Here is a 22,064-nt window from a genome sequence, read left to right on the forward strand (position 1 = left end):
CTGCGTTCTATTTTTTGTTTTAATTCTTTAGGTAAGAGTCTAAACAAATAATTCTCACTATCTATACCGAGATATTCGGCTGTTAAACAAATACTTATTAGTTCAATATCACTTAGCTTAGGTTTACGTCTTTGATAAGAAAGTAAAGTGTTTTCACTAATTGACTGTAAAACTTCTAAGATTCTTTTGTAATTTGCAAGCAAGTTGTCCATAGGTGAATTTTTGGGTAGGATCTTAAATTTACTGCTTATTGTAAGCNATTACTTAGTTAAAATTGTTTACGACTACTACAATTTAAAAACAATGGACACTATAGTAGCTACACCTAAAACATTATTTTTTGCTAAAAAATATTAAAAGAAAAGGCTTTGGAGTATTCCAAAGCCTTCTTGTATTATAACTGTTAGTATAAAAATTCCTGTACAAAGAAAAATAAAACATCTTCTTTCCTACCAAATTTTTCTAACATTTTGTCCCAAGCCTTACTGCTAAATTCTATTGTATTCTTGTCTGTATCTTCATACATCCAAGTACCTTTAAATGTTTTCTTTAAAGTTGCCTTAACCCCACCTGATGAGTATTCCACTTCTCCTCTAAAATTAGTACTAATAGAAGAGCTCTTACCTCCTCTATTCTCTTTAAAGGTAGAGTTTCCGTGAATATCTTTTCCCATTTCAGTCTTATTCCCTCTATTATCCTCAAAAATAACAGTATCGAAAATATCAACTTTATATGTTGCTACATACCCATTATCTTTTTGATGCGTTAAAAGAAGTTGTTCGAATAAAGAAATCTTCTTTCCTTCACTATCGTGAATACCTGGAAACTGTAGGTCTAAATACTTCTTCGTAAATTCTATTTTATTCTTTTGATTGTCAGAAAAAACTAAATCATCGAATATATTCTTTTTAAAAGTAGCTGAATACCCCTGTGAACGGTACTTTAGGTCTTCAAAAATATCCTTTTCAATTCCTTGCCCATGACTAATCGAAGAAGATATGACAAGTAAAAACAGAAAAATAAATTTCTTCATAATTTGTAAATCAGTTATAGTAGCAAGATAAGATATTTATAGAAAAGTAAAGTGGATTTTCACAAGATTATCAACACTGTGCCAATTCAATTATAAAATGTAAAAAAACAATACAAAACAACCGAAATATTTAATGTTTTTACTTGACAAAACAGGTATTTACTAAAACTATTATTGTATAAAAGCAAGGTGATAATGTACGATTAGTAATACAATAAGTATACGTCAAAATGAACTAAAATACACTTTGTACAAATACCTTTAAACCGCTATTCACTAAAAAACCAAAATGCCAATAACGCAATTAAAACTGTGGCATATCCCGTCAAGAAATACAATACATCAATATCAAAAAAATGCTTTATAAATAAAGAGATAATAAACACTATAGGATACACTAAGGCTCCAATTAAGAACGTTTTTGAAACTCTTACTTTAATCTTTTCTTTTTTAGTTGCATAACCAAAACTTGGTGAACCTAATGACATGATTGAAGGTATGAAAGTAATCAAACTTCCTACTAAAACAAGACTTATATAAACCCACAGAGCTATACGCATAAAACTATTTTTTCATTACTAAATTTAAAGATACAGTTGTTGTGGTTATAGATTCAACAACAAAAGCCTAATTAACATTTAATTAATTATAAACAGTATTTGAGTTAATGTGATACTACTTAAGCGTCCTCGTCCACCATTACCTTACCCGTAATACTTGTTCCTGCATTTGAATCTAAGAAAGTAAAGGTATAACTCGACAGTACCGTTAGTATTCCCATTACTAAAAATGCATATCGAAATGCGTCGATTTGATTATTCGTTTGAATGAATTCTTTATTCTCAAAAAGCAACAACAACATCGAGGCAAGTGAAATTCCCAAACTAACAGCAAGCTGTTGTGTCACAGAGATCAAACTATTCTCATCACTTGACGTTTCTTCATTTAAGTCAGCCATTGTGATGGTATTCATAGCTGTAGATTGTATAGCTGTTACTGCTCCTAAAGAAACCATTAATAAAATTACCGTAATATACGATGTGGCTAAGGTTATGAAAAAGAAATTACCAATGATAAGACCTGTCAAAATCGTACTAAAAATCAGAGTTGTTCGATATCCATACGTTCGCACTATTGGCAATACAAGTGTACGCGAAAATATATTTGCTAAAGCTTGAGGTATCATCATTAAACCAGCATGAAACGCAGAATAACCAAATCCTACTTGTAGCATCAGCGGAATCATTAGGGGCATGCCACCAGTACCCAGTCTTGAAATAAGATTACCTACTACACCCACCCTAAGACTAACTAAAGAAAAAATACCCAAATTAATCAAAGGGTATGTTTTCCTTTTTGCATGTAAAATATAGATTGCTAAAGATAAGGCTCCCAGCACCAGCATAGCAAAAAGTCCCAAAAGTGTAAAGTGCGGATTATTCCATTTCTCTATCACTAAAGTTATTGCCGTTAACCCTACGCTTATATACAACCATCCCATGATATCAAATCGACCAACTTCACTGGTGAAATTAGGGATAATTCGCTTAGCCATTACGATTGCTGCTAACCCTATAGGAATGTTCAAAATAAAAATCCAATGCCAACTTAACTGTTCAACTAAAAAACCACCTACTGTTGGACCAAGCATTGGACCAATTAAGGCAGGAATAGTAATATAATTTATCACTTTTAGAATTTGCGCTTTAGGATAAGTATACAAAAGAGTTAAGCGAACTACAGGAACCATTAAAGCCCCGCCAAAAGCTTGAAATATACGAGATAAAATAAGTTGATTCAAAGAAAACGATAAGGCGCAAAATAAAGACCCTAAGGTAAAAAGCACAATAGCACTTATAAACACCCTCTTTGTTCCATACTTTGCAGTTAACCAACCACTAACAGGAATAAGAAGTGCAACAGTCAAAGTATAAGAAACGATTATACTTTGCATTTCTAAAGGAGATTCACCAAAATCTCTGGCTATAGTAGATAGCGCTGTATTCAAAATCGTACCATCTAAGGACTGCATAAAAATAACTAATGCGCCCAAAAAAGGTAAATACTTTGAAACTGAAAGGTTTATATCCTTTTGTGATCCCATACTAAGAAATATATTACTTGCCGCTATTTAAAAAAGCGAACAAAACTATGACTTATTCACTTAAAAAAGCGTTTCCTAATAAAAGTTTACCAATTTTAACTTTTAGATAAGGTTAAATTAATTATTTAATTTAATAAAAAACGATATTTCATATTATTTTTTTCGAAACTCACTTAAAGTTACTCCCTTGTGTCGCTTAAAAAACTTATTAATATGACTCTCATCTATAAAACCAAACTCATCCGCAATCTCGCTAACTCGCTTAGCGCTAAAAAGAAGTCTATGCTCTATTAAGCGAAGCCTGTACTTTGATATAAAATCTTGAATACTCTCTCCACATTGCTTTTTAAAATAGGCACCTAAATACGTGGAAGAAATACCAAATTTATTTGCTATGACAGCTATTTTCAAAAGCCCTGGATACTGTATATGCTCTTGTATATAGGATATAATATTCAAAATTCTATCTTCTTTTGACATTTGTTCATTCAAAGGTCGATTAAATGCAATATTGCGTGCAGCTAAAACAATAACTGAGTTTATTAACTGTCTTAGCAAATCACTTTGATATACTTTATCTTCATTTATACATTCCTGTATTATTGTCATTAAACGCTCCAGAATACCTTGATCGCTTTTATTTTGTATTAAAGTACCAGACAAATGACTCGCGTGATATAGCAAACACTCTAAATGGTTGATTGACTTTGATTCGTAATCACAGATGAATGTACGTGTAAACTGAACAACAATAAACTCACAAATTCCTTCTAAATCAAATTCATGAGTGTCTTTCGGAGAAGTGATAAATAAATCACCCGATTTAAAAGCTATCTTATTCTCATTTACTACGTAAACCCCTTTTCCAGAAATAACATAGACCAATTCAAAAAAGTTAAACGTTCTGTTTCTACTTGAACACGCTCCTATTTGTTCATAAAAAACTTCTAAGTCACGGTATATGTTTTCTCTTACCATAATGCAATTTTACTTTTTTATACTTTAATTATACCTACAAACATCCTATTTATCAGTATAATTTTGCACAAAAGTAATATAAAGATATGAAGACTACGCAACAAATATTTGAACTAATGGCCTCTGACCTGCAGATTAGCATGCATGAAAATAATTGGAATAGCATAGACTATGAAACGCTATTGAAAGATAATCCCAAACAAATTAGAGCAATAGAGAAAACCTTATTTGAAGAAGATAGCAGCGAATTAGAAAGCCCCAATCTCACAATCAAAAACGCATGGATTCCCTCTCGTGAGAAAGACAGATCGATCAGAATAAGAACCTACCACAATAATGCTGTAACCGAAAGGCAACCTGTCTACTTATTCTTTCACGGTGGCGCATTTATATTTGGTTCCCCTGAACAATACGACTCACAGTTAATAAATTTAGTTAACAAACTAAATATTACGGTTGTCAATGTAGATTATCGCCTTTCTCCTGAGCATCCTTATCCAGCAGCTATAAACGATGGAATTGACGTTTTAAATTACCTCTTAGATAACTGTATAACATTAAATATCGATAAAGATAAAGTGATTATAGGAGGTAGTAGCGCTGGTGCAACTATTGCGACGAGTATATGCTTACACCTTCCATATAACCTGAGCAAACGCATTACTCATCAATATCTGCTATATCCCCCTTTAAGTGATGATTTGTCAACAGAGTCTATGTTACAACTTGCAAATGCACCAATGCAAAGCAAACAATCAGCTGTTTATATGTGGGAGAATTACACCAAGAATAGTCGTAAAAAAGAGAAGGCATCTCCCTTAAATCACACTCATTTTCAAGGAATACCCAATACTACAATTGTATATTGTGAATTAGACCCTTTTAAAGATGAAGCTATTAACTATGCAAAAAAACTGCAAAGCCAAGAAATCAAGACACAGTTAATTGAAGTTAAAGGTGCAGTACATGCCTTTGACTTTTTTGATTGTCAATTAACACAAAACTACTTCGACTTACAAATATCATTATTCAAAGAAATAATTAAATAAGATGAACAAAATAACAATAATAAATGGGCATCCAGATTATGACAACTTTAATCAAGCCATAACAAATACATACAAAGCGCAGGCCTTAGCAGAAAAATGCGAGGTAAAATTAATTGCTATTAGAGAATTGGATTTCAACCCTAATTTAAAGAATGGATACCGAAAAAGAATGGAGCTGGAACCAGATTTACTGCAAGCTATCCATGACATTAAATGGTGTGATCATTTAGTTATTATTCATCCTATATGGTGGTTAAGTATGCCGGCCATACTAAAGGGATTTTTTGATAGAGCATTTCTACCGAGTATAACATTTAAACACACCTCTGCGACCACTTCAGAAGGATTATTACAAGGAAAAAGTGCAAGGATAATCAACACTGCTGGAGATCTTAGCTTTTCTGTATACGAAACTGTATACAAGAGCAGCGGTATCGTTCAATTAGAAAAAGGTATTCTTGAATACTGTGGAATAGCTCCGATAAGCAAATCTTTCATTGGTCCATTAAATACAATGACGGCCGTAGATCGACTAAATCTTCTAAACACTATACCACAATTAGTTCAACAAGATATTCAATAAAAAAGCCTTGTGAAATACAAGGCTTTAATCTTACTATCTTCTCAGTTCTAAGTTTTCACTTTTAGCAAACTTCTCTTGAGCGCTAATTGCTTTATCCTCTAACTTGTCAATTTTATCAAAAACAACATTAACTTTATCAGCAAGATCGTTGTACTGAATAATTTGATCGTCATTTAAGTTCTTTTCGTCTAAACTCATCAATTCTTTAAATACTGGTATAAAATCAGTTTTTACAGTACTATATAAATCAACTACTGCCCCGTGAAATTCTTTAGCTGCATCACTTGGTTCTAACTTACTCATCACCGTAGAACAGCTATCTGTCAAGAACTCCAATCTTTCAATTGACTTGCCAACTTCTGCTTTAGATTTCTCATCCTTACTCACTACAGCATCCATTATCGTTCCCATTTCGGATGTATAAGCTTCATAGGTATTTACAACTGTTTCATTATAATTAGTGCTCTTTGAACATGAAAATGTCAACATAGCAGCTAAACTCAATACAAATAATTTCTTTTTCATAATATATTTTTTACATATCAAAGATACTTATTTTAACAGCTATACAAACAAAAAAGTCTTACCAAATTAATGGTAAGACTTCTAATGAAGCAATATATGCTATAAAATTATTTTTTTGAATCTTCTAAAGAAGCTTTTCTAAATTCTTTCATTAACTTTTCTAAAGATAAAGAAGCTTTACGAGCTCTTGTTCCAGCAGCTTTATTTCCGTTTTCAATTTGTAATGCTGCATCTTTTTGGAATGCGTCGTACTCAGCAGAGATTTTTTCTAATAATTCTTTCATGGTATTTTTTACTTTAATTTTTATAAACACAAAATTAGAAGAATAAGAACACAAAACCTGTTTTTAACAAAAAAATATACTTCCAAAATCACTATTTATAAGACTTCAAAGCAATTTATACTGTAAAAAGTTCACTTGACTCCAAAACCTAACCTAAACAATAAGACGTATGTAATATTCTTTTTTTTGTAAAAAGACGTCTAAGTCGCAATTTTATTAGTAGCTTTATAGAACCTCCTTCAACAGAGGCAAGTACAAATTATATCCAAATTAATTCAATTATGACAATAAAACCGATTCGAACTGAAGAAGATTACCATATGGCATTAATTAGGATAAAGCTTTTAGAAGATGCTAAAAGTGATACTCCTGAAGCTGATGAGTTAGAAGTATTAAACATACTTATTGAACATTACGAAAGAGAAAACGCGCCAATGGGCATGCCAGATCCCATTGATAGTATAAAAATATTCAACAAATACTTTAATGAATAAAATGCAAAGAAAAGAGAAGTTGTTTAATAATAAATATCTTCTCTTTTCTTTTTAACCAATTCTTGTTAATAGAAAGCAATAAAGATAAGTAACTCAAGATTATACAACTATTAAGAACTTTTTAGTATATAAATAATATATAGTATTTTTGTATTTCATTTTAATCGTTTCGAAAAACTAATGGCAAATAAAATTCGCAATTTTATTTATTATCCTATTACATTTCTAATCTTGTTCACTGTAATAAGTTGTCATGAAAAGCACACTGTATACAAAACGGATATAGATAATCTGTATGCTATCAAACGCGACATACAAGATAAAGATTCGATTGCACAATCCATTCAAGACAAGACAAAGCGAGCGTTAAATTCGAAAAATACAAAGAAAGACGCCCAATTAATTGACAGTGTTATAGATGTTTTACGTTGGACCAATGAAAAGAAAGCCTTTCTAAAATTGAATAGTATTGCTCATGACGATGCAATACAACAAAACGATCAAACAAGGTTAGCGAATACTTACCACGACTTAGCCGTTTTCTACCACGATGAAGGCCAATTAGACAGTGTATATTATTACTATCTGAAAGCAGAAAACATCTTTAAAAAAAATGGAGATAGTTTACCTGTTGCAGAAAACAATTTTTATCAATCACGGTTATTATATGAACTGGGACTTCAAATGGAGTCTGAAGTTAAACTTTCTAAATCACTTAAAATACTACAAGATTTCCCTAAAAACCCATTATTAATTGAAGCTTATCAATTAATGTCTTTATACAATATAGAACACGGGGAATTTGACAAAGCATTAATTAACTTAAAAAAGGCCGAGAAAATACTTCAAGATGATGAAGGAAAATTCGAAGTGCTACCCCGTGATAAGTTTTATTTAGCATATTCAGCATTGTATGCCAACATATCTTTTTTATACATTGAAACGAAAGAATATAGCAAAGCAGTAGAATACTCCACAAAGGGAATCGAATACATACAATATAACTATACTGATTTAGGTTTTGCCTTCATCAATTTAGAACATCAACTTGCACAGCACTATAATGGCACTAACCCCGATGTAATTGGTGGTTTACTTATTTCGTATAATTTATTTGACAAGCTAAAGCACATCTTTTTTCAAGCAGATACTGCAAAGATTATTTCTAATATATATAGTGAGTTAGGAGATAAAAGTAACTCTCTAAAATGGGCATGGACTTCTTATAATCTTGCCAAGAAAGACAAATTCTTTAAGAAGCAAAAAGAAGCAATCGAACTCATTTTATTAAACGATAAAGATTATCCTACTCCAGCATTAGTAAAAGAGCTTATCGACTTAAATAAAGTACTGGAAGTTGAACAAAAAGAAACGAGAGAAAAGTTTGCCAAGATTGAATATGAAACCTTTCTGTTAGTGAAGGAGAACCAATCCTTAAGACAGAAAATTGCTGTTATTTTAGCGATTTCGACAGTGGTTACCATCGGTTTAGCTTTTATTATCTTTTATTTTAGGTTGAAAAACAAAAACAAAGAGCTTTTTAATCTCAATATTCAGAAATCTAAGAATGAGAAAATTCTAAATCTTTTAATCGAGAACAATAATATCGAACACAAATCAATACAAAAAGAGAGAAATAGAATATCAAAAGATTTACACGACGGAGTAATTAATAGTCTTTTTACGCTGAGATTTAATCTTCAACAAATGGACTCTGCCAATAAAGAGATGCAACAATTGTTGATTAAAGAAATAGTAAACCTTGAACAAACAGTAAGGGATATTTCTCACTCTTTAGCGAAAAGTAGCCTTTTAAAGAATAAAAGTTTTGAGAATCTATTGGTTGAGTTGGTGAATAAACAGAGTAATAACTTTAAGACTGTATTTACCATTACCTTAGAGGATGACTTGTCTTTTGAGCATTTAACTACTTTGCAAAAAGTAAATATTTACCATATCCTACAAGAGACACTCCAAAATATAAACAAACACTCCTATGCTACAAAATGTCAAATCAATGTGACCTCAACAAATGACAAGATTGTCTTTGAAGTAAAAGACAATGGCATAGGAATTAAAGGAAACCGAATTAATGGTTTAGGTTTAAACAGTATGAAAGAAAGAGCACAAGCGATAAAAGCGGACTTTAAGATCATATCTAAAATAAACAAAGGGACAACAATCACCTTAGCTAATAAATAGAAAACTAAAAAGGAGATGAGTTAAAAACAATATAAGTTTTTAACTCATCTCCTTTTTTTAATTAATAAGTCTTTATTCAAGGAATTATACTATGAGCATAAGACACAAAAAAAGCCACATATTTCTATGTGGCCTAAAACATTAGTAAGGTAATGTTTTTATGTAAATAATGAAACTAAGTAATACACAAGCATTGCCATTACAGCTGAAACAGGAATAGTCAATATCCACGCCCACAACAAATTAATTGTTACTCCCCAGCGAACTGCAGAAACGCGTTTAGTAATACCAACACCTATTATTGAACCAGTAATAGTATGCGTAGTTGACACGGGAATTCCCATGTGTTCTGAAACATATAGAGCCATAGCTCCTGCCGTTTCAGCTGCCACTCCTTCTAATGGAGTAACTTTTGTAATCTTTGACCCCATAGTCTTGACGATCTTCCATCCTCCTGATAAGGTTCCCAAACCAATGAAAATAAAAGATGCTAAAGGGACCCACCACCAATGTTCAACGAACACAGAGAAAGTATTTACTCCTTCTACAGTATAAGCAGGATCCATATCAATGTGCACGTGATAGAATATAACAGCGGCACCTATAATTCCCATTACTTTCTGAGCGTCATTTCCTCCGTGTCCTAAAGAAAACAAAGCTGAAGAAACAAGTTGTAAACGCTTAAACCACACCTCGCATTTGTGGTGATTCATTTTTCTACAAATCCACAATATGGCAATCGTAATGAAATAAGCCAAGAACATTCCCAGAAAAGGAGCTCCAAAAATAAATAAGAATATTGGAATTACTTTTGAGTACACAATTACATCTATCCCTCCTGGTGCAAAACTTCCTGCATGTGCTAAAGCTGCACCTATAAAACCTCCAATCAAAGTATGAGATGAAGAAGAAGGAATACCTAACTTCCACGTCAATAAATTCCATATAATAGCCGCAATCAATCCAGAGAAGATAACTTCTAATGTTATAAAATCTTCATTTACAGATTTAGCAATTGTATTACCTATCTTGAACTCACCTACAATGTATAAGGAAATAAAATAGGCAGCAAAGTTAAAAAACGCAGCCCAAAGGACAGCTTGAAATGGGGTTAACACACGTGTTACAACAATTGTAGCAATTGAATTAGCAGCATCGTGAAACCCATTAATAAAATCAAAACCAAGTGCCAAAATGATAATGATAATCAGCATTATCCCAGCTTGATTACTCAGTAACTCTGATAAAAACTCCATAGTTAAACCATTATATTTATTAAGAGTACTTCACCGTGATTGCCTCTAATACATTAGCAACATCACGGCAGCTATCCGTTGCCGATTCTAAAGCAGTCATTACCTCTTTATATTTAATAATTTCTATGGCATTATTTTCATTTTCAAAAATATCTGCAACAGCTTTGTCAAATACCTTATCTGCTTTGCGTTCTAATCTCGAGATATTTTTACATACACCAGATAATACTTCAAGATTTTTCATGTTCTCCAGTGTGTACAATCCCTTAGCTACTTCATTACACGCTTCCAAGTTTGCCTCTGTCAATTTATGTAAAGGCTTTGTAATTTTATCAATGTGATATAAACGCATACGCGAAGCAGCATCTGATAAATTATCTGCAATGGCATCCACTGCTGTTATCAAATTGTGAATATCTTCTCTATCAAAAGGAGTAATGAAATTTTTACCTAATTCAACACGAGTCGTCTGAGCAATTACCTCAATCTCTTGCTTGATAACTTCAACTTCCTTCAAAAGCTTCTCTCTTTCTTTGGCTGGTGCATTTACAGCCTCATGAAGAGTCTGTGAAAGCTTTTTAATCTTATTAGCTGCCTTTTCAAACAAAGGATAAAATGTTTTGTCCTTAGGAACTAAAAACTGAAAAATATTGTTTAATGACATTTGTTTATTATTTAATTAAAGCGGATGCAAACATAGGCTATCCATCAATAACCAATGTTACCAAATCATTAAGAAATAGATAAAAAAAGCAATTATTATACGATTATCCTCCTTTACTATTCACTTTATCGCAATCTCTATATACACAAAGAGTTTAAAAAGTCAAATATCTTGACCTTCTAAACTCCCTGTGTACTGTTGATATTCTGTTGCCAATCCTAATGTTTACCTTAACTTCAATAGAATACTTATTACTTAAACTCCTCTATACAATCCAGTGTATTCATTAGTTGGTATTTAGGACTGCGCTCTAACCACATATTAAAGAAGGCCGTATGCGTTCCTCCCATTAAGATAAATACGCGATCATCTTTCGTCAGTGGGATCTGATTTAAATTAGAATACATCACCAAATTACGGTGATAAAATTTAGCCGTTTCATCTATTCATCCCCCTAAAGGTATTCAAGCAGCTAATTAGAGAATAAAATAGATCTATAAAATCACTTGTATCAAGTGGAATTGACCATTGAGATAAATAAACGTCAGATTCTTATTTCTCCATTTTTTATTCAACGCAGAGGCAGAGTCTATCCCTAATACCAAAATTGGATACTTTGCCATACGCCACTCATTACAGTTATTAAAGTACTGCTCTAACTCCTTGACCTCAGCGAAACTAAAGGGAGCACTACTTTCTGACCTAATATAATAGTCCTCTTTTTTTGCACCATTGATCGTTTTAAGGTATTTCTCTATAGTCTTCTTATTACTTTTTAAAAATGCTGTAGGAACCAATGAATTAGGCATTTGCTTATTGTAATCGTAGCTGTAATAAGAAAGATAACTGTGCTTCAATAGATTCTCAATAGTAGGATCATCTAACAACTCCTGATGCACAAAATCGTCAAAAGCAGCTTCTAAATCCGTAAAGTAATAATACTGACCATCTGTTCCCTGAAACATAATTGTATTCTTGTGCTCCTCAGGGTTTTCACTCACCTTATAGTTATATAAATCGATAGACTTATCGCCAATATCGAAGTTTTCTATTAACACTTTATTCTCTTTAGTCAGCAGTACAGTCTCGCCTCCTACTAAGCTATAGTGATTACATCCACTGTGATTTCCTTCATCCCAATACTCTCGTGTAGCATTCTTTAACCCGATAATCAAGCTATTATTGCTCTTACTTAACGCACTGTAAACAGCAGGAATAGCCACATTTCCTTTCGCATCAAACATTCCTACTAAATTAGTCTCTTTGTTTACAAATCGGATTAGTCCCTCCTGTTCACAATCAAAAGTATTATCAAATATATATAAGGAATCCTGACCTATTTTTGTCCCGTCCTTAAGCAGGTAATAACTCTCATAGCTTTCATTAACCAACTCATTTACACCAGCAATATCATCAAATCGATAAGCAGTCATATATGGGGTAAAACGAGGAGTAATCATTACTTCACCTTGACTATTTTTATACCCTAATAGTTCTTCACTCTCATTGTAGAAAGTAGTCCAAGTATCCTTTGTCTGGCCTATAACTTGTACAGAGGCAATAAACATTAAAAAAAAAGCAAGCTTTCTCATAACTAAGAATATTGATTTACTAAATAAGCTCTTTCTTGCTGTTCATCTAAAAACAGAAAAACGTGATTGCCATCACCAAAAAAAGATTCTGACCAACATACACCAATAGGCCAGTCTATTCCTCTTTCTTGTCTATAATCTACAATTTCCTCTCCTACACTAATAAAGTTAGTATCCGTAAATGGAGCAAAGACCTCTGAAGAAATACTCGTATAGGGCACAAATTGATCACTCTTTAGCTTACTTCTCTTTTTCTTAAACTCATAATAGGTGGTGATGTAATATTCTTTATCAAAATCACCTAATTTACCTTTATACTCGTTTAATACCTTTTGTAAAAAAGCATCAGAAGAATTGCAACCGTTAATCAATGAAGTATAGTGTTCTTCCAAATACTGAAATAGCAACTGAACGTATTTCCATCCACTAAAGTTAGTAAGTGAACCGTGAAACTTATACTTGTCTTTCACTTTCTCAAAAACAGTAAAAGATTCATAAGGATTATTAGGTTCTCCTTCTTGTGCAAACCACAAACCATTATGAGAAACAATGTGAACAGTTTCCTCTACTTCATTACCTACATTGCAAAACTTCAAACTGCATAACGGATAGTAAAACCCTTGACATTGATTATTGACAAACACTTCGTTATACGCTGGGAACAGCTTTACTTTTAAAGTAGTAATATCTATTCTCTCTAAAGTTTGTTGACACAGTTCCCTCCATTGTTTACTCATCTGCTTACTACTTTCAATATTACATCGAATACACATCTTTGTTCCATCAGGCATCTTACTCACACCATTCACAGCCTTTTGACATACATCACATTGCTCTGCGAAAATTCCCCTAACACATAAAGCACAACAACCATCATTTTTCTGTGAAGTTGTTGGTAAAACCATATTTCCACATATTCTACAAGCTACTTTTTCCATATTTTATTTTGTCTATATAACAATGACAAAATACAACACAAATTCCACTTATCAAGTCAAAGCCCAATTAAATAATTATTAAATCTATACCTACTTCAGCATCATCGTCAATGTCCCAAAAAAGTTACTCCCATTATGTGCTACTATAGGAAACAAGATACTCTTGCTCTTTATCGCTATCCATCCATAAATATAACCTGCAAAACCAGTCTGTATGAAATAAACAATATCGAAAGACACCGCATACTCTCTAGATAATACAAAAGCGTGAACAAAACCAAACAGCATAGCTATAATTAAATTACTTGGATTACCTATATACTTCACATTTGACTTTAAAGATGACAACAACAATCCCATTAATACCCCTCTAAACATTATCTCTTCATCTATACCTGGCAAGGTCAACTGAAATGCCAATGTTTCTACATTCCACTCTCCTCCATTACCTGCATACCACCACACTAATACAGCCAATAAGGCAATACTAAAAGTAGCTATCCTAACTCCCTTTTGACTATCAGGTGCTTGCCTCAGTGTAAAGAAATTGTGTTGTTTAAAGTAAGAGCGAAAAGCAAAATAACAAACTCCCCCACATAATACACCGTATAGTTTCCCATTCCAATTCCAATTCCCTTTAATTATATAAAAGCTATCAAACACATGAGCTAACCTTAATGCAAAACTATAAAGCACAAATACAAAGCAAAATATGCCAATACGCATAAAATCTTTTTTCCCCCTGTCTTTCATAAACAAGATCATAAGGGGAAGTAATGCTCCTAATTGCATTAGTGCTTCAAATATAATTATAGCCATAGTCATTAGTTTAACCTTTCTAAAGTAACCAATTCTTGTAAAAGAAAAAAGCCTCAAGTATTTGAGGCTTTAGTTTATTTCTTCATTAATTCATTTACAGTATCTTCTATAGAATATTCAAAATACTCTCCTAGCTTATTTTTATTACGCATAAAGAACTTATTAGAATACTTAGGGCAGTTTAGCTTCAAAAAAGAGTAATAATAATCACTTAAATACCACTTAAACTGTTGTTTAAAAGTAGTACCTTCTATCTCTTCAGAAACATCCAATACCTTGAGAATAGTCACTATCTCAGTTATCTCTTGTCTACTAATATCCTTTACCACTAAAGGATCAGGTAATGCTATTCTAAAGCTAAGTACTTCTGCCCCTTCTCCTTCCCAATACTCCCATAAGTCATACCTAGACATATCTTTCCCTGTCAACTGATGTAACTCTTCTTCTACTCTTTTATACTCTATAAGATCATCATCTCCATACTCATCACAGAAGTCAGTATATCCTAATACAGCCTTTAATACTATGGGGTAACGCTCTTCTGCTACCTTCATTTGAGGAGCTATTTCACTTCTTAAACTCATATCATTCATTTTATACTGAGACGCAAAATATTGACGTCTCTACTGCGTTGGCGCAGATTTGTAATCTGTGCCGTCTACACCCCATACTGAAGGCAAACAATGCCTCTACTGCGTTGGCGCAGATTTGTAATCTGTGCCGTGTATACCCCATACTGAAGGCAAACAATTCTTAATTAAAAGAGCGTAGCGTCACTGCTATTTTCTTAGTAGCGCTCACCTTACTCCACTCCTCTATTAAGGCGATAACAGCAGAATTCGTCACCTTAGCATTATTAGTATGAAGCACCTCTACATACTGCTCTAACAAAGTCTTCAATCCCTTAATAGGAATAGGCTCTAACTGTTCTAATATCCCCTCGATTAGCAATTGCAACGCTCGGTTGTGTTGTACACTTACATTCATCATAAACCCTTGTATAGAGTCTGTCAAACGCTTAATCGTCACATACTCCTTAGCCTCTGCCTTACCTATTATATTACCTACCTTTTGTTGATCTAAACGAAGCGCCTCCTTGATCCAATACTCCGCTACGAAAGCACGACTTACCTTGTCATCACATATCAATGCCAACCCAAAGAACAAGTAAAATTGCTCTGAAAACACCACATTGTTCATCTGTAATAAGTACGTAAACATTCCTTGCAACAATCTCTTCTCAGCAACTTCGAACGTCGCACTACCGCCATAATGCAGACACTTCTCCACTACCGCCATATAGATAGCATCAGCCTGTCTTGGATTAAGAGCCAACAGTGATTCACTTACATTTACCTTTGTATCGATAATTTGATACTTCATCAATTCCATTAAATTCACTGATCCCATGCGAGCACCTATCGCTGTCTTAGGCATCGCTTTATTGACACGGCTAAAGATTAAAGACGAATTAATATCATAAGGTATCTGTTTTAACTTTAACTTCTTATGCGTAAACACCTTGTCTATTTGTTTTTTTGTCTTGTGATCCCAATCCTTATACGTATGAGATTCTTCTATCACTTCCCAATTGCCTAACCAACCCGCACAGTATTCTTGTTGTTCTTTAGTATAACGATCATTAGTCAAACTTTCTAAAGGATGATGAGGGTACTTTAACGCTGCCGCTCCTCTCCATACGTCATAATAATCTACTGACGCTTCCTTCACCTCACCCTTGCCTAAGTAAAATTCAATGATAGAAAGCATCTCTCCTTTCAGATGTTTCTGAGCTAAAGCTAATCCTGCTTCTTCTGTATTTTTATCTATACGTGCTAATGCAATCTGTAAATCTAATGCATCTACTAATTCTCCTTGCTCTTGATACGCTACTAATCGGTTTACCAATACAGTACTATCTATATAAAAAGGATTGTGTGTAGGCAAACTCAAGATAGGCAAGACACGTTTTTCCAGTACCAATTGTAAGCTATAGTAATACAGTGTCAAATATGGACGTAGAGCAGCATAGTAATAACTAAAGCGATTACTCGCCTCTAACTTTACCTCTCCTAAGGTAATACCACTATTAGTATATAGTTCAGCCTTAGCATATTTGTTATATAATTTTTCTAATTCCTTAGTTTCTATATTTTCCTCTGCAATCAACATACGCGCCCATTCCAACAGCCAAAAAGCCATAGCGTTCTGTACTGTTGTCGTTGACCACAAATCTTTAAAAGTCTTAAACACCTTGTCAAAAGCAGGTAGTAATTGCTCAATATGAGCTGCTTGTAGCTCTCCTTGAAGTCTGATAATCGCGTCTATCATTTGCTCAAAGGCATAGTGACTCTCTGCATTCTTCCAAGCCGACAAATAGAATATCAAGTCTTCTACGGTATCAATAGAAGCAATAGGCATAAGCTCTACTTCGCCTTCTTCTACTACCTCTCCCAAAGTGATATTCTCCACAGTAATATAGTCTGCTAACAAAGTCTTTGTCTCACTCATCAGCATATCTTGGTACGCTGACAACTGTGCTGTGAGCTCCTCATTCGGTTTCACATATTTGATAATCTGCTTTCCTACCTTCGTTTGCAATGCTTGATCTTGAATGTGAAAAGTCCCTACGATAGCCATTGCACTAGATTCCTTATATGCAGGATGTGCCTTATCAAATACAGCCACGATACGCAACACCTTATTAATAGTCGCTTTCACTGTACTACTCATCAATATAGGAAGATGATTAACAAAAGTCTCTGCCTGGAAGGCCTTATCTTTCGCTATCTTAAACAAGATATCCAAAGCTGTATTGACCACTTTCGAGATAGGGCTATTCAGTAGTTGGAATAGCTCCTCTTGAAAACTTAATAGCTCTTGCTCCGTCAAGGGAAGTTTACTCAGTAAGTTAGCATGCCACCCACTCAATGCTTGATTTGTATGTGTTAAGGCACTCTGTACTGCAATCTGCACAATACGCTGTTTATCTAATCGCCCTTGTTCTATTAAGGTAACGATAACCTCATCCCAAGGATTGTAATTAATACTCACCTCGTGATCAAATAGATACCAAAACTGCTGCTCTAACAACGCAGGGTATTGATCGAATATCTCTACAGTACTAAAGCTCACCATAATAGTCGCCCAAGTAGCCTCAGTCAATGGAGTCTTAAACCCTCCTTTTTCATTTAACTCATAGACAAAGCTAATCTCGTTAAAAGGCGCTCTTATCCATCCTTCTCTGGCTGTATCATTAACATAATCCCCTAACCAATCTGGCACATACCAATCTAATACTTGCTTAAACTCCTTTTCTCCTATTCCCCATATTCCCGTAAAGTCTTTATACGTACAACTCGTCAGTACCGCCAAGTTCACTGCTAATCGCTGTTCATCACTCCCTCTATATCCATATACATTTCGGTGACCTTCTTCTAATATGTACTCTTGATAATACTTTCCTAACTTAGAGATCTTCTTCGTGTATTTCACTCGTTCCTCTAATGGTGTATTTTTAAGTAATGCAAGTACTCCCGCCGAATTCCCAGCTTCTACTAACTGTTCTAACTCAGTATAAAATATATCTTTACTCATGATGGCTCTTGTGTGGTTTTGTTGTTTGTTTTAAAACCGAAAGATACAATTTTACAACTTATGACAAATAATGGAATCAAGGGATTTTAATGAAAAAAAATGCTGTGGAAATCAATAAACCACAAGGTAGTTCGTCAGATATAACCTATCGCCGAAGGCACATATTCCTTTTTCTTAATTCCTCGAAGGGTACCGTGAAACGGCTATTATCACTCCAAAGTCACCATCAGTCTGCTCCCACTCCTTAGAAGGGAGATATGCTCTTGACACGAAACCGTCTAAATACAGTGCGTCTGTACACCCTAGTTCTTTAAATAGCTTAGCGAAGTCGTAGAAATTTACTTTCTCTTTAGACATCGCGAAGACTACTTCTCCGTTCTCTTTTACACCTACGCCATTGCGGATATTGAGATTCACAGAGCCTGGTGTAAAGACTGTATTAATCTCACTATTTAATAGTAAAATAGGCCCTGACTGTGTAGCATACTTAATCGGGGTATTATGACTATATGCTGATGTTGATACTACTTTCGCTTGATTATCACGAGTAAGATAAAACACACCATTAGGTTGCAGGTAGAAGTTACCTTTACCTTCTTTTAAAGTATCTAAAGATTGAAGTAATTGATAGTTTTCGATGTATAAGCCTTTAGGAGTATAATTCGGTTCAAACATTCCACCATTCATCGCGAAGACTAACTCTTCTCCTCTGTTTTCTGATACTTCTTTTAGCTTTCCTAAACTGCGTATTCTCTCTCCTTGTTCATCCTTCCAATACATCTTGATATGCTCCTTAGTGGGATCACAGTGATAAATAACATAGTCATGCTCATACTTATCTTGTTGGCAAGAGAACAAGGATAAGAATAGCAACCCTAAAATTACAAGGTGTAACCGCATAGAAAACATTGGATTAACAAGTGATAAATGTAGTACTATTTTTGTTATTCTGTATTTGACTACCGCATTAATAGACTCTGATAATGTGAAATATCTTGAACTAAGATTGATAAAATCAAGATAAAACAAATTGAATAGTTACAATTAAAAATTCCTTAATCTATTGCAAGAACAGTCGTAATAGTTTAATTTTGATTAAAATAGAAATTATGCTGTACCTTTTTATTAATAAACAGCCCTCCTATTTTATAGACAAACCAATAGATTATGAGCACACATAAATTACAAAATGACAAATTAGATCTAATTCATTGGATAAATGAATTGGATGACTATACTGTAATTGCAAGACTTAAATCTATGATGAATACAATTCAGAAAGAGGACTTATCCTTTGCTCAAAAAAAAGCCATTGATGAAGCACTTGTTTCTATAGATACAGAAGTTCTTGAGTCACATGATACTGTAATGGAACAAACCAAATTAAAGTTCCCTCATCTATTTCAGAAGTAAAAGATGAATAGTATTGTTTGGTCACAAACTGCTCAAGATGATTATTGGGATAATATTGATTTCTTATTGCGAAGATGGACAAAAAGAGAAAGTATTCGCTTTATCAATGCAGTTGAGAAGACTATTGAACTACTAAAACAGGGCCAAGTAACATTCAAGTCAACTGGTTATAAAAACACTTACCAAATTACTATTGTAAAGCAAATTACACTCTACTATATCTTCATTGAAGATAATAAAATTGTTCTACTTCGTTTTTTTAATAATCACCAGAATACAAATAAGCTCTCTTTATAAAGTAAAAGAAATGTACTGTGTAGCAATTGTATATCAATAAATCGCAAGGTAGTTCGTCAGATATAAACCATTGCCTAAGGCACAATCCTTACTTCAAATCACAACTCATCCTTCAATTGCTTAATATACTTCTCTCTTTCGGGATAATCAATAGTCGTAAGGTAATCTGTTACTTCTGCTAACCACTCTTCATTAGACTTTATCTTCACGCGAGCCACCGTCTTTCCTTGAAAGTACGGTCTATCGTCAAAAGCAGCTACCAAGTGTTGATTCATCGAATCCGCTGTCTTAGGACTCACAGGTTGTCCCTCAGCTTTTGCTAATGAGTGTAAGATTCCCCTCTGAAAATCTGGATTCATAATGGCTTCTTTGTATTCTCCTGAATATGCCAACACCACAGGTATCTCTTTCCTTTCTAAGATAGCCGCTCTTAGTCTGTAATTTCCGTCGATAATCCAGTACCCTCCAAGTGAGGGAATATACCAGGCAAATACAGGTGGTAGTGATCCCTCTATCGCTTTCTTACGCCACCATTTTAGACGACCAGAATACTCATCTACTCTGCGTGAGTACAATAGTTCTCTATCCCAATGTGCATAAGTAAAGGCGTCAAAATCATCTTCTGCGGCTACAGTAGTTCCATAATTAGGAGGGGATGCGAAGTCCTTATACCCCTCGAATAACCAGATAGAATCATAAAAGAAGTGCTTATTAGCCTGTACCATCTCTTCTGCAAAATAGCGAGACCACGACTTTAGTCTTTCTTCACTGGATAAGCCCTTGCGTTTCTCTACTTCTTGTGAATTGATATTCTTAATCAGCCTACTGTCTTCCTCAAAGGTTCTTACTAATCCTATATCACAGAAGTCTCTACTGATCAGTCCCCACATCACTGGTTTATCTTCACAGACCAACTTCATCTTCCAATTCGAACCACTTAACAGCTGCATCGCCGGAGGGGTTAAACCTTCTACCTTTAACTCTAATGCTTTCCATTGTTGATTATCTGTCACAACATCTTTCCAGTAGTATTTCATGGGGTGTATTTTATTGTGGTGGTAAAGGTATTAGTTTATATATGACAATTTAGTTTAACGAAAAAAACTTTATTCTCCCATCAAGGTATAATGTTCTCCTGACAATTCATCTCTAAACTGCTCAATAAGCTCTTCTCTTTCACTATAATTAATACTCTTTAGATAATTATCTATTTCATCTAACCACGATTGATCTGATTTAATATTGGCACGAGCAAAAGTCTGATTCTTAAAATAAGGTCTATCATCAAAGGCTTCTGCTAATCTTTGATTTAGTGCTAATGCAGTAGAATAGCTTACTTCTCCTTTATTTTTCTTTATTATATCGAAAGTAGAAAGTATTTCCTTTTGAAATTCCTCATAAACGACAGTTTCTCTATATTCACCTGAATAGGCTAAAACTACTGAAATTTCTTTCTTTTCTAAGATAGCAGCTCTTAGTCTATAGTTACCGTCTATAATCCAGTACCCACCTAACGAAGGGATATACCACGCAAATACAGGTGGTAAAGTTCCTTCTATGGCTTTCTTTCGCCACCACTTGAAGCGTCCTGAGTATTCATCGACTTGACGTGAATAAATCAAATCATTTCCCCAATACACTTTATCATAAATACTAAAGGAACTACTTTTTACAATAGATTCACAATAGCAGGAATGAGATATAAACTTTGAATATCCTTTAAACTGCCACAATGAATTATTAAAGAAATGTGTATTAGTAGCAAGCATTCTCTCTATAAAATAAACAATCCATGATTTAAAGTAATTTGCATTATTTAGGTCTTTACGTTGTTCTATATCTTGAGAGGTTATACTGCCTAATAAACGGCTATCATTACTAAAAGTCCGAATAATATCCACATAATAGTACTGTTTGTTTTTTGCCCAAAAAAGAGGTATTTGATTATAAACTAATTTAGTTTTCAAATTATGACCACTTAACAACTGCATAGTTGGCTTAGTTAAACCTTCTACTGTTAGTTCTAGTGCTTTCCACTGTTGGTTATCATCTACAATATCTTTCCAGTAATACTTCATTGGGGTGTATTTTATTGTGGTGGTAAAGGTAAGGTGTTTTTATTAATCATGTAAAAATGGGCTATCTACCATTACAATAGGATAGATACGAAATCAATCGACTTCGCACAACATATAATCTCTATTGTGTGATATGTCATCCCAATAGTTGAATACAA

22 protein-coding genes and 2 pseudogenes are annotated in these 22,064 nt (G+C 33.7%); 6 read left to right on the plus strand and 18 right to left on the minus strand.

All coding sequences use genetic code 11. The features are described from left to right. The 5 genes and pseudogenes from GJV76_RS12330 to GJV76_RS12350 all read right to left on the minus strand — a co-directional run. Positions 1-212: pseudogene (locus GJV76_RS12330) on the minus strand (IS982 family transposase); the annotation flags it as partial. Between the two features lie 191 nt (positions 213-403). Next, positions 404-1,033 (minus strand): hypothetical protein, encoded by a 630-nt coding sequence (locus GJV76_RS12335; protein ID WP_155092919.1) that lies wholly within the window; start codon positions 1,031-1,033, stop codon positions 404-406. Between the two features lie 269 nt (positions 1,034-1,302). Further along, a complete protein-coding gene (locus tag GJV76_RS12340) occupies positions 1,303-1,593 on the minus strand; it encodes a hypothetical protein (RefSeq protein WP_155092920.1) in 291 nt (96 codons plus the stop codon). Between the two features lie 119 nt (positions 1,594-1,712). Next, positions 1,713-3,137: a DHA2 family efflux MFS transporter permease subunit gene (locus tag GJV76_RS12345; protein ID WP_155092921.1), complete on the minus strand. Its 1,425-nt coding sequence runs from the start codon at positions 3,135-3,137 to the stop codon at positions 1,713-1,715. 153 nt (positions 3,138-3,290) lie between these two features. Continuing rightward, positions 3,291-4,115, minus strand: a complete 825-nt coding sequence (locus GJV76_RS12350) for a helix-turn-helix domain-containing protein (protein ID WP_155092922.1) — start codon at positions 4,113-4,115, stop codon at positions 3,291-3,293. A gap of 86 nt (positions 4,116-4,201) precedes the next feature. Between GJV76_RS12350 and GJV76_RS12355 the strand changes: the two genes are divergently transcribed. After that, on the plus strand, positions 4,202-5,164 hold the full coding sequence (locus GJV76_RS12355) for an alpha/beta hydrolase (RefSeq protein ID WP_155092923.1): 963 nt from the start codon (positions 4,202-4,204) through the stop codon (positions 5,162-5,164). A gap of 1 nt (position 5,165) precedes the next feature. Further along, the gene (locus GJV76_RS12360; protein ID WP_155092924.1) at positions 5,166-5,747 is read left to right on the plus strand and encodes an NAD(P)H-dependent oxidoreductase; all 582 of its coding nucleotides are present in this window, start codon (positions 5,166-5,168) and stop codon (positions 5,745-5,747) included. 33 nt (positions 5,748-5,780) lie between these two features. Here GJV76_RS12360 and GJV76_RS12365 read toward each other — a convergent pair whose 3' ends face one another. Both GJV76_RS12365 and GJV76_RS12370 read right to left on the minus strand, forming a co-directional pair. After that, the gene (locus tag GJV76_RS12365; protein WP_155092925.1) at positions 5,781-6,272 is read right to left on the minus strand and encodes a hypothetical protein; all 492 of its coding nucleotides are present in this window, start codon (positions 6,270-6,272) and stop codon (positions 5,781-5,783) included. A 107-nt stretch (positions 6,273-6,379) separates the two neighbouring features. Then, positions 6,380-6,556 carry a histone H1 gene (locus tag GJV76_RS12370; RefSeq protein WP_155092926.1) on the minus strand — a complete coding sequence of 59 codons (177 nt, stop codon included), beginning with the start codon at positions 6,554-6,556 and terminating at the stop codon, positions 6,380-6,382. A gap of 281 nt (positions 6,557-6,837) precedes the next feature. Here GJV76_RS12370 and GJV76_RS12375 point away from each other — a divergent pair, with 281 nt between their 5' ends. Then, complete coding sequence (locus GJV76_RS12375) at positions 6,838-7,050, plus strand: hypothetical protein (RefSeq protein WP_155092927.1); 213 nt, start codon at positions 6,838-6,840, stop codon at positions 7,048-7,050. A gap of 180 nt (positions 7,051-7,230) precedes the next feature. Further along, positions 7,231-9,252, plus strand: coding sequence for a tetratricopeptide repeat-containing sensor histidine kinase (locus GJV76_RS12380; RefSeq protein WP_155092928.1), 2,022 nt, complete (start codon positions 7,231-7,233; stop codon positions 9,250-9,252). A 158-nt stretch (positions 9,253-9,410) separates the two neighbouring features. On the opposite strand, the gene GJV76_RS12385 is transcribed toward GJV76_RS12380, so the two are convergent. The 9 genes and pseudogenes from GJV76_RS12385 to GJV76_RS12425 form a co-directional block, all read right to left on the minus strand. Further along, complete coding sequence (locus GJV76_RS12385; RefSeq protein WP_155092929.1) at positions 9,411-10,508, minus strand: inorganic phosphate transporter; 1,098 nt, start codon at positions 10,506-10,508, stop codon at positions 9,411-9,413. A 19-nt stretch (positions 10,509-10,527) separates the two neighbouring features. Beyond that, a complete protein-coding gene (locus GJV76_RS12390) occupies positions 10,528-11,172 on the minus strand; it encodes a DUF47 domain-containing protein (protein ID WP_155092930.1) in 645 nt (214 codons plus the stop codon). A 251-nt stretch (positions 11,173-11,423) separates the two neighbouring features. Beyond that, a pseudogene (locus GJV76_RS12395) lies at positions 11,424-11,615 on the minus strand (DUF5694 domain-containing protein); the annotation flags it as partial. 51 nt (positions 11,616-11,666) lie between these two features. Next, positions 11,667-12,764, minus strand: a complete 1,098-nt coding sequence (locus GJV76_RS12400) for a hypothetical protein (RefSeq protein WP_155092931.1) — start codon at positions 12,762-12,764, stop codon at positions 11,667-11,669. Between the two features lie 2 nt (positions 12,765-12,766). Further along, entirely contained in the window at positions 12,767-13,702 is a 936-nt protein-coding gene (locus GJV76_RS12405) for a hypothetical protein (protein WP_155092932.1), read from the minus strand. Positions 13,703-13,792: 90 nt separating this feature from the next. Then, positions 13,793-14,521 carry a CPBP family intramembrane glutamic endopeptidase gene (locus GJV76_RS12410; RefSeq protein ID WP_155092933.1) on the minus strand — a complete coding sequence of 243 codons (729 nt, stop codon included), beginning with the start codon at positions 14,519-14,521 and terminating at the stop codon, positions 13,793-13,795. Between the two features lie 74 nt (positions 14,522-14,595). After that, the gene (locus GJV76_RS12415; protein WP_155092934.1) at positions 14,596-15,105 is read right to left on the minus strand and encodes a hypothetical protein; all 510 of its coding nucleotides are present in this window, start codon (positions 15,103-15,105) and stop codon (positions 14,596-14,598) included. A gap of 169 nt (positions 15,106-15,274) precedes the next feature. After that, positions 15,275-18,118: a DUF6493 family protein gene (locus GJV76_RS12420; protein WP_155092935.1), complete on the minus strand. Its 2,844-nt coding sequence runs from the start codon at positions 18,116-18,118 to the stop codon at positions 15,275-15,277. 174 nt (positions 18,119-18,292) lie between these two features. Continuing rightward, positions 18,293-19,018 carry a phosphodiester glycosidase family protein gene (locus GJV76_RS12425; RefSeq protein WP_155092936.1) on the minus strand — a complete coding sequence of 242 codons (726 nt, stop codon included), beginning with the start codon at positions 19,016-19,018 and terminating at the stop codon, positions 18,293-18,295. Between the two features lie 267 nt (positions 19,019-19,285). Between GJV76_RS12425 and GJV76_RS12430 the strand changes: the two genes are divergently transcribed. Both GJV76_RS12430 and GJV76_RS12435 read left to right on the plus strand, forming a co-directional pair. After that, positions 19,286-19,531, plus strand: a complete 246-nt coding sequence (locus GJV76_RS12430; protein WP_155092937.1) for a hypothetical protein — start codon at positions 19,286-19,288, stop codon at positions 19,529-19,531. Between the two features lie 3 nt (positions 19,532-19,534). Then, positions 19,535-19,828 carry a type II toxin-antitoxin system RelE/ParE family toxin gene (locus tag GJV76_RS12435; RefSeq protein WP_155092938.1) on the plus strand — a complete coding sequence of 98 codons (294 nt, stop codon included), beginning with the start codon at positions 19,535-19,537 and terminating at the stop codon, positions 19,826-19,828. A 98-nt stretch (positions 19,829-19,926) separates the two neighbouring features. Here the strand turns inward: GJV76_RS12435 and GJV76_RS12440 are convergent, their stop codons facing one another. Both GJV76_RS12440 and GJV76_RS12445 read right to left on the minus strand, forming a co-directional pair. Then, complete coding sequence (locus GJV76_RS12440; protein ID WP_155092939.1) at positions 19,927-20,865, minus strand: ParB/Srx family N-terminal domain-containing protein; 939 nt, start codon at positions 20,863-20,865, stop codon at positions 19,927-19,929. A gap of 69 nt (positions 20,866-20,934) precedes the next feature. Then, positions 20,935-21,906 (minus strand): ParB/Srx family N-terminal domain-containing protein, encoded by a 972-nt coding sequence (locus GJV76_RS12445; protein ID WP_155092940.1) that lies wholly within the window; start codon positions 21,904-21,906, stop codon positions 20,935-20,937. Positions 21,907-22,064 lie beyond the last annotated feature (158 nt).

Source organism: Myroides albus, from assembly GCF_009711045.1.
GTDB classification, from domain to species: Bacteria; Bacteroidota; Bacteroidia; order Flavobacteriales; family Flavobacteriaceae; genus Flavobacterium; species Flavobacterium album_A.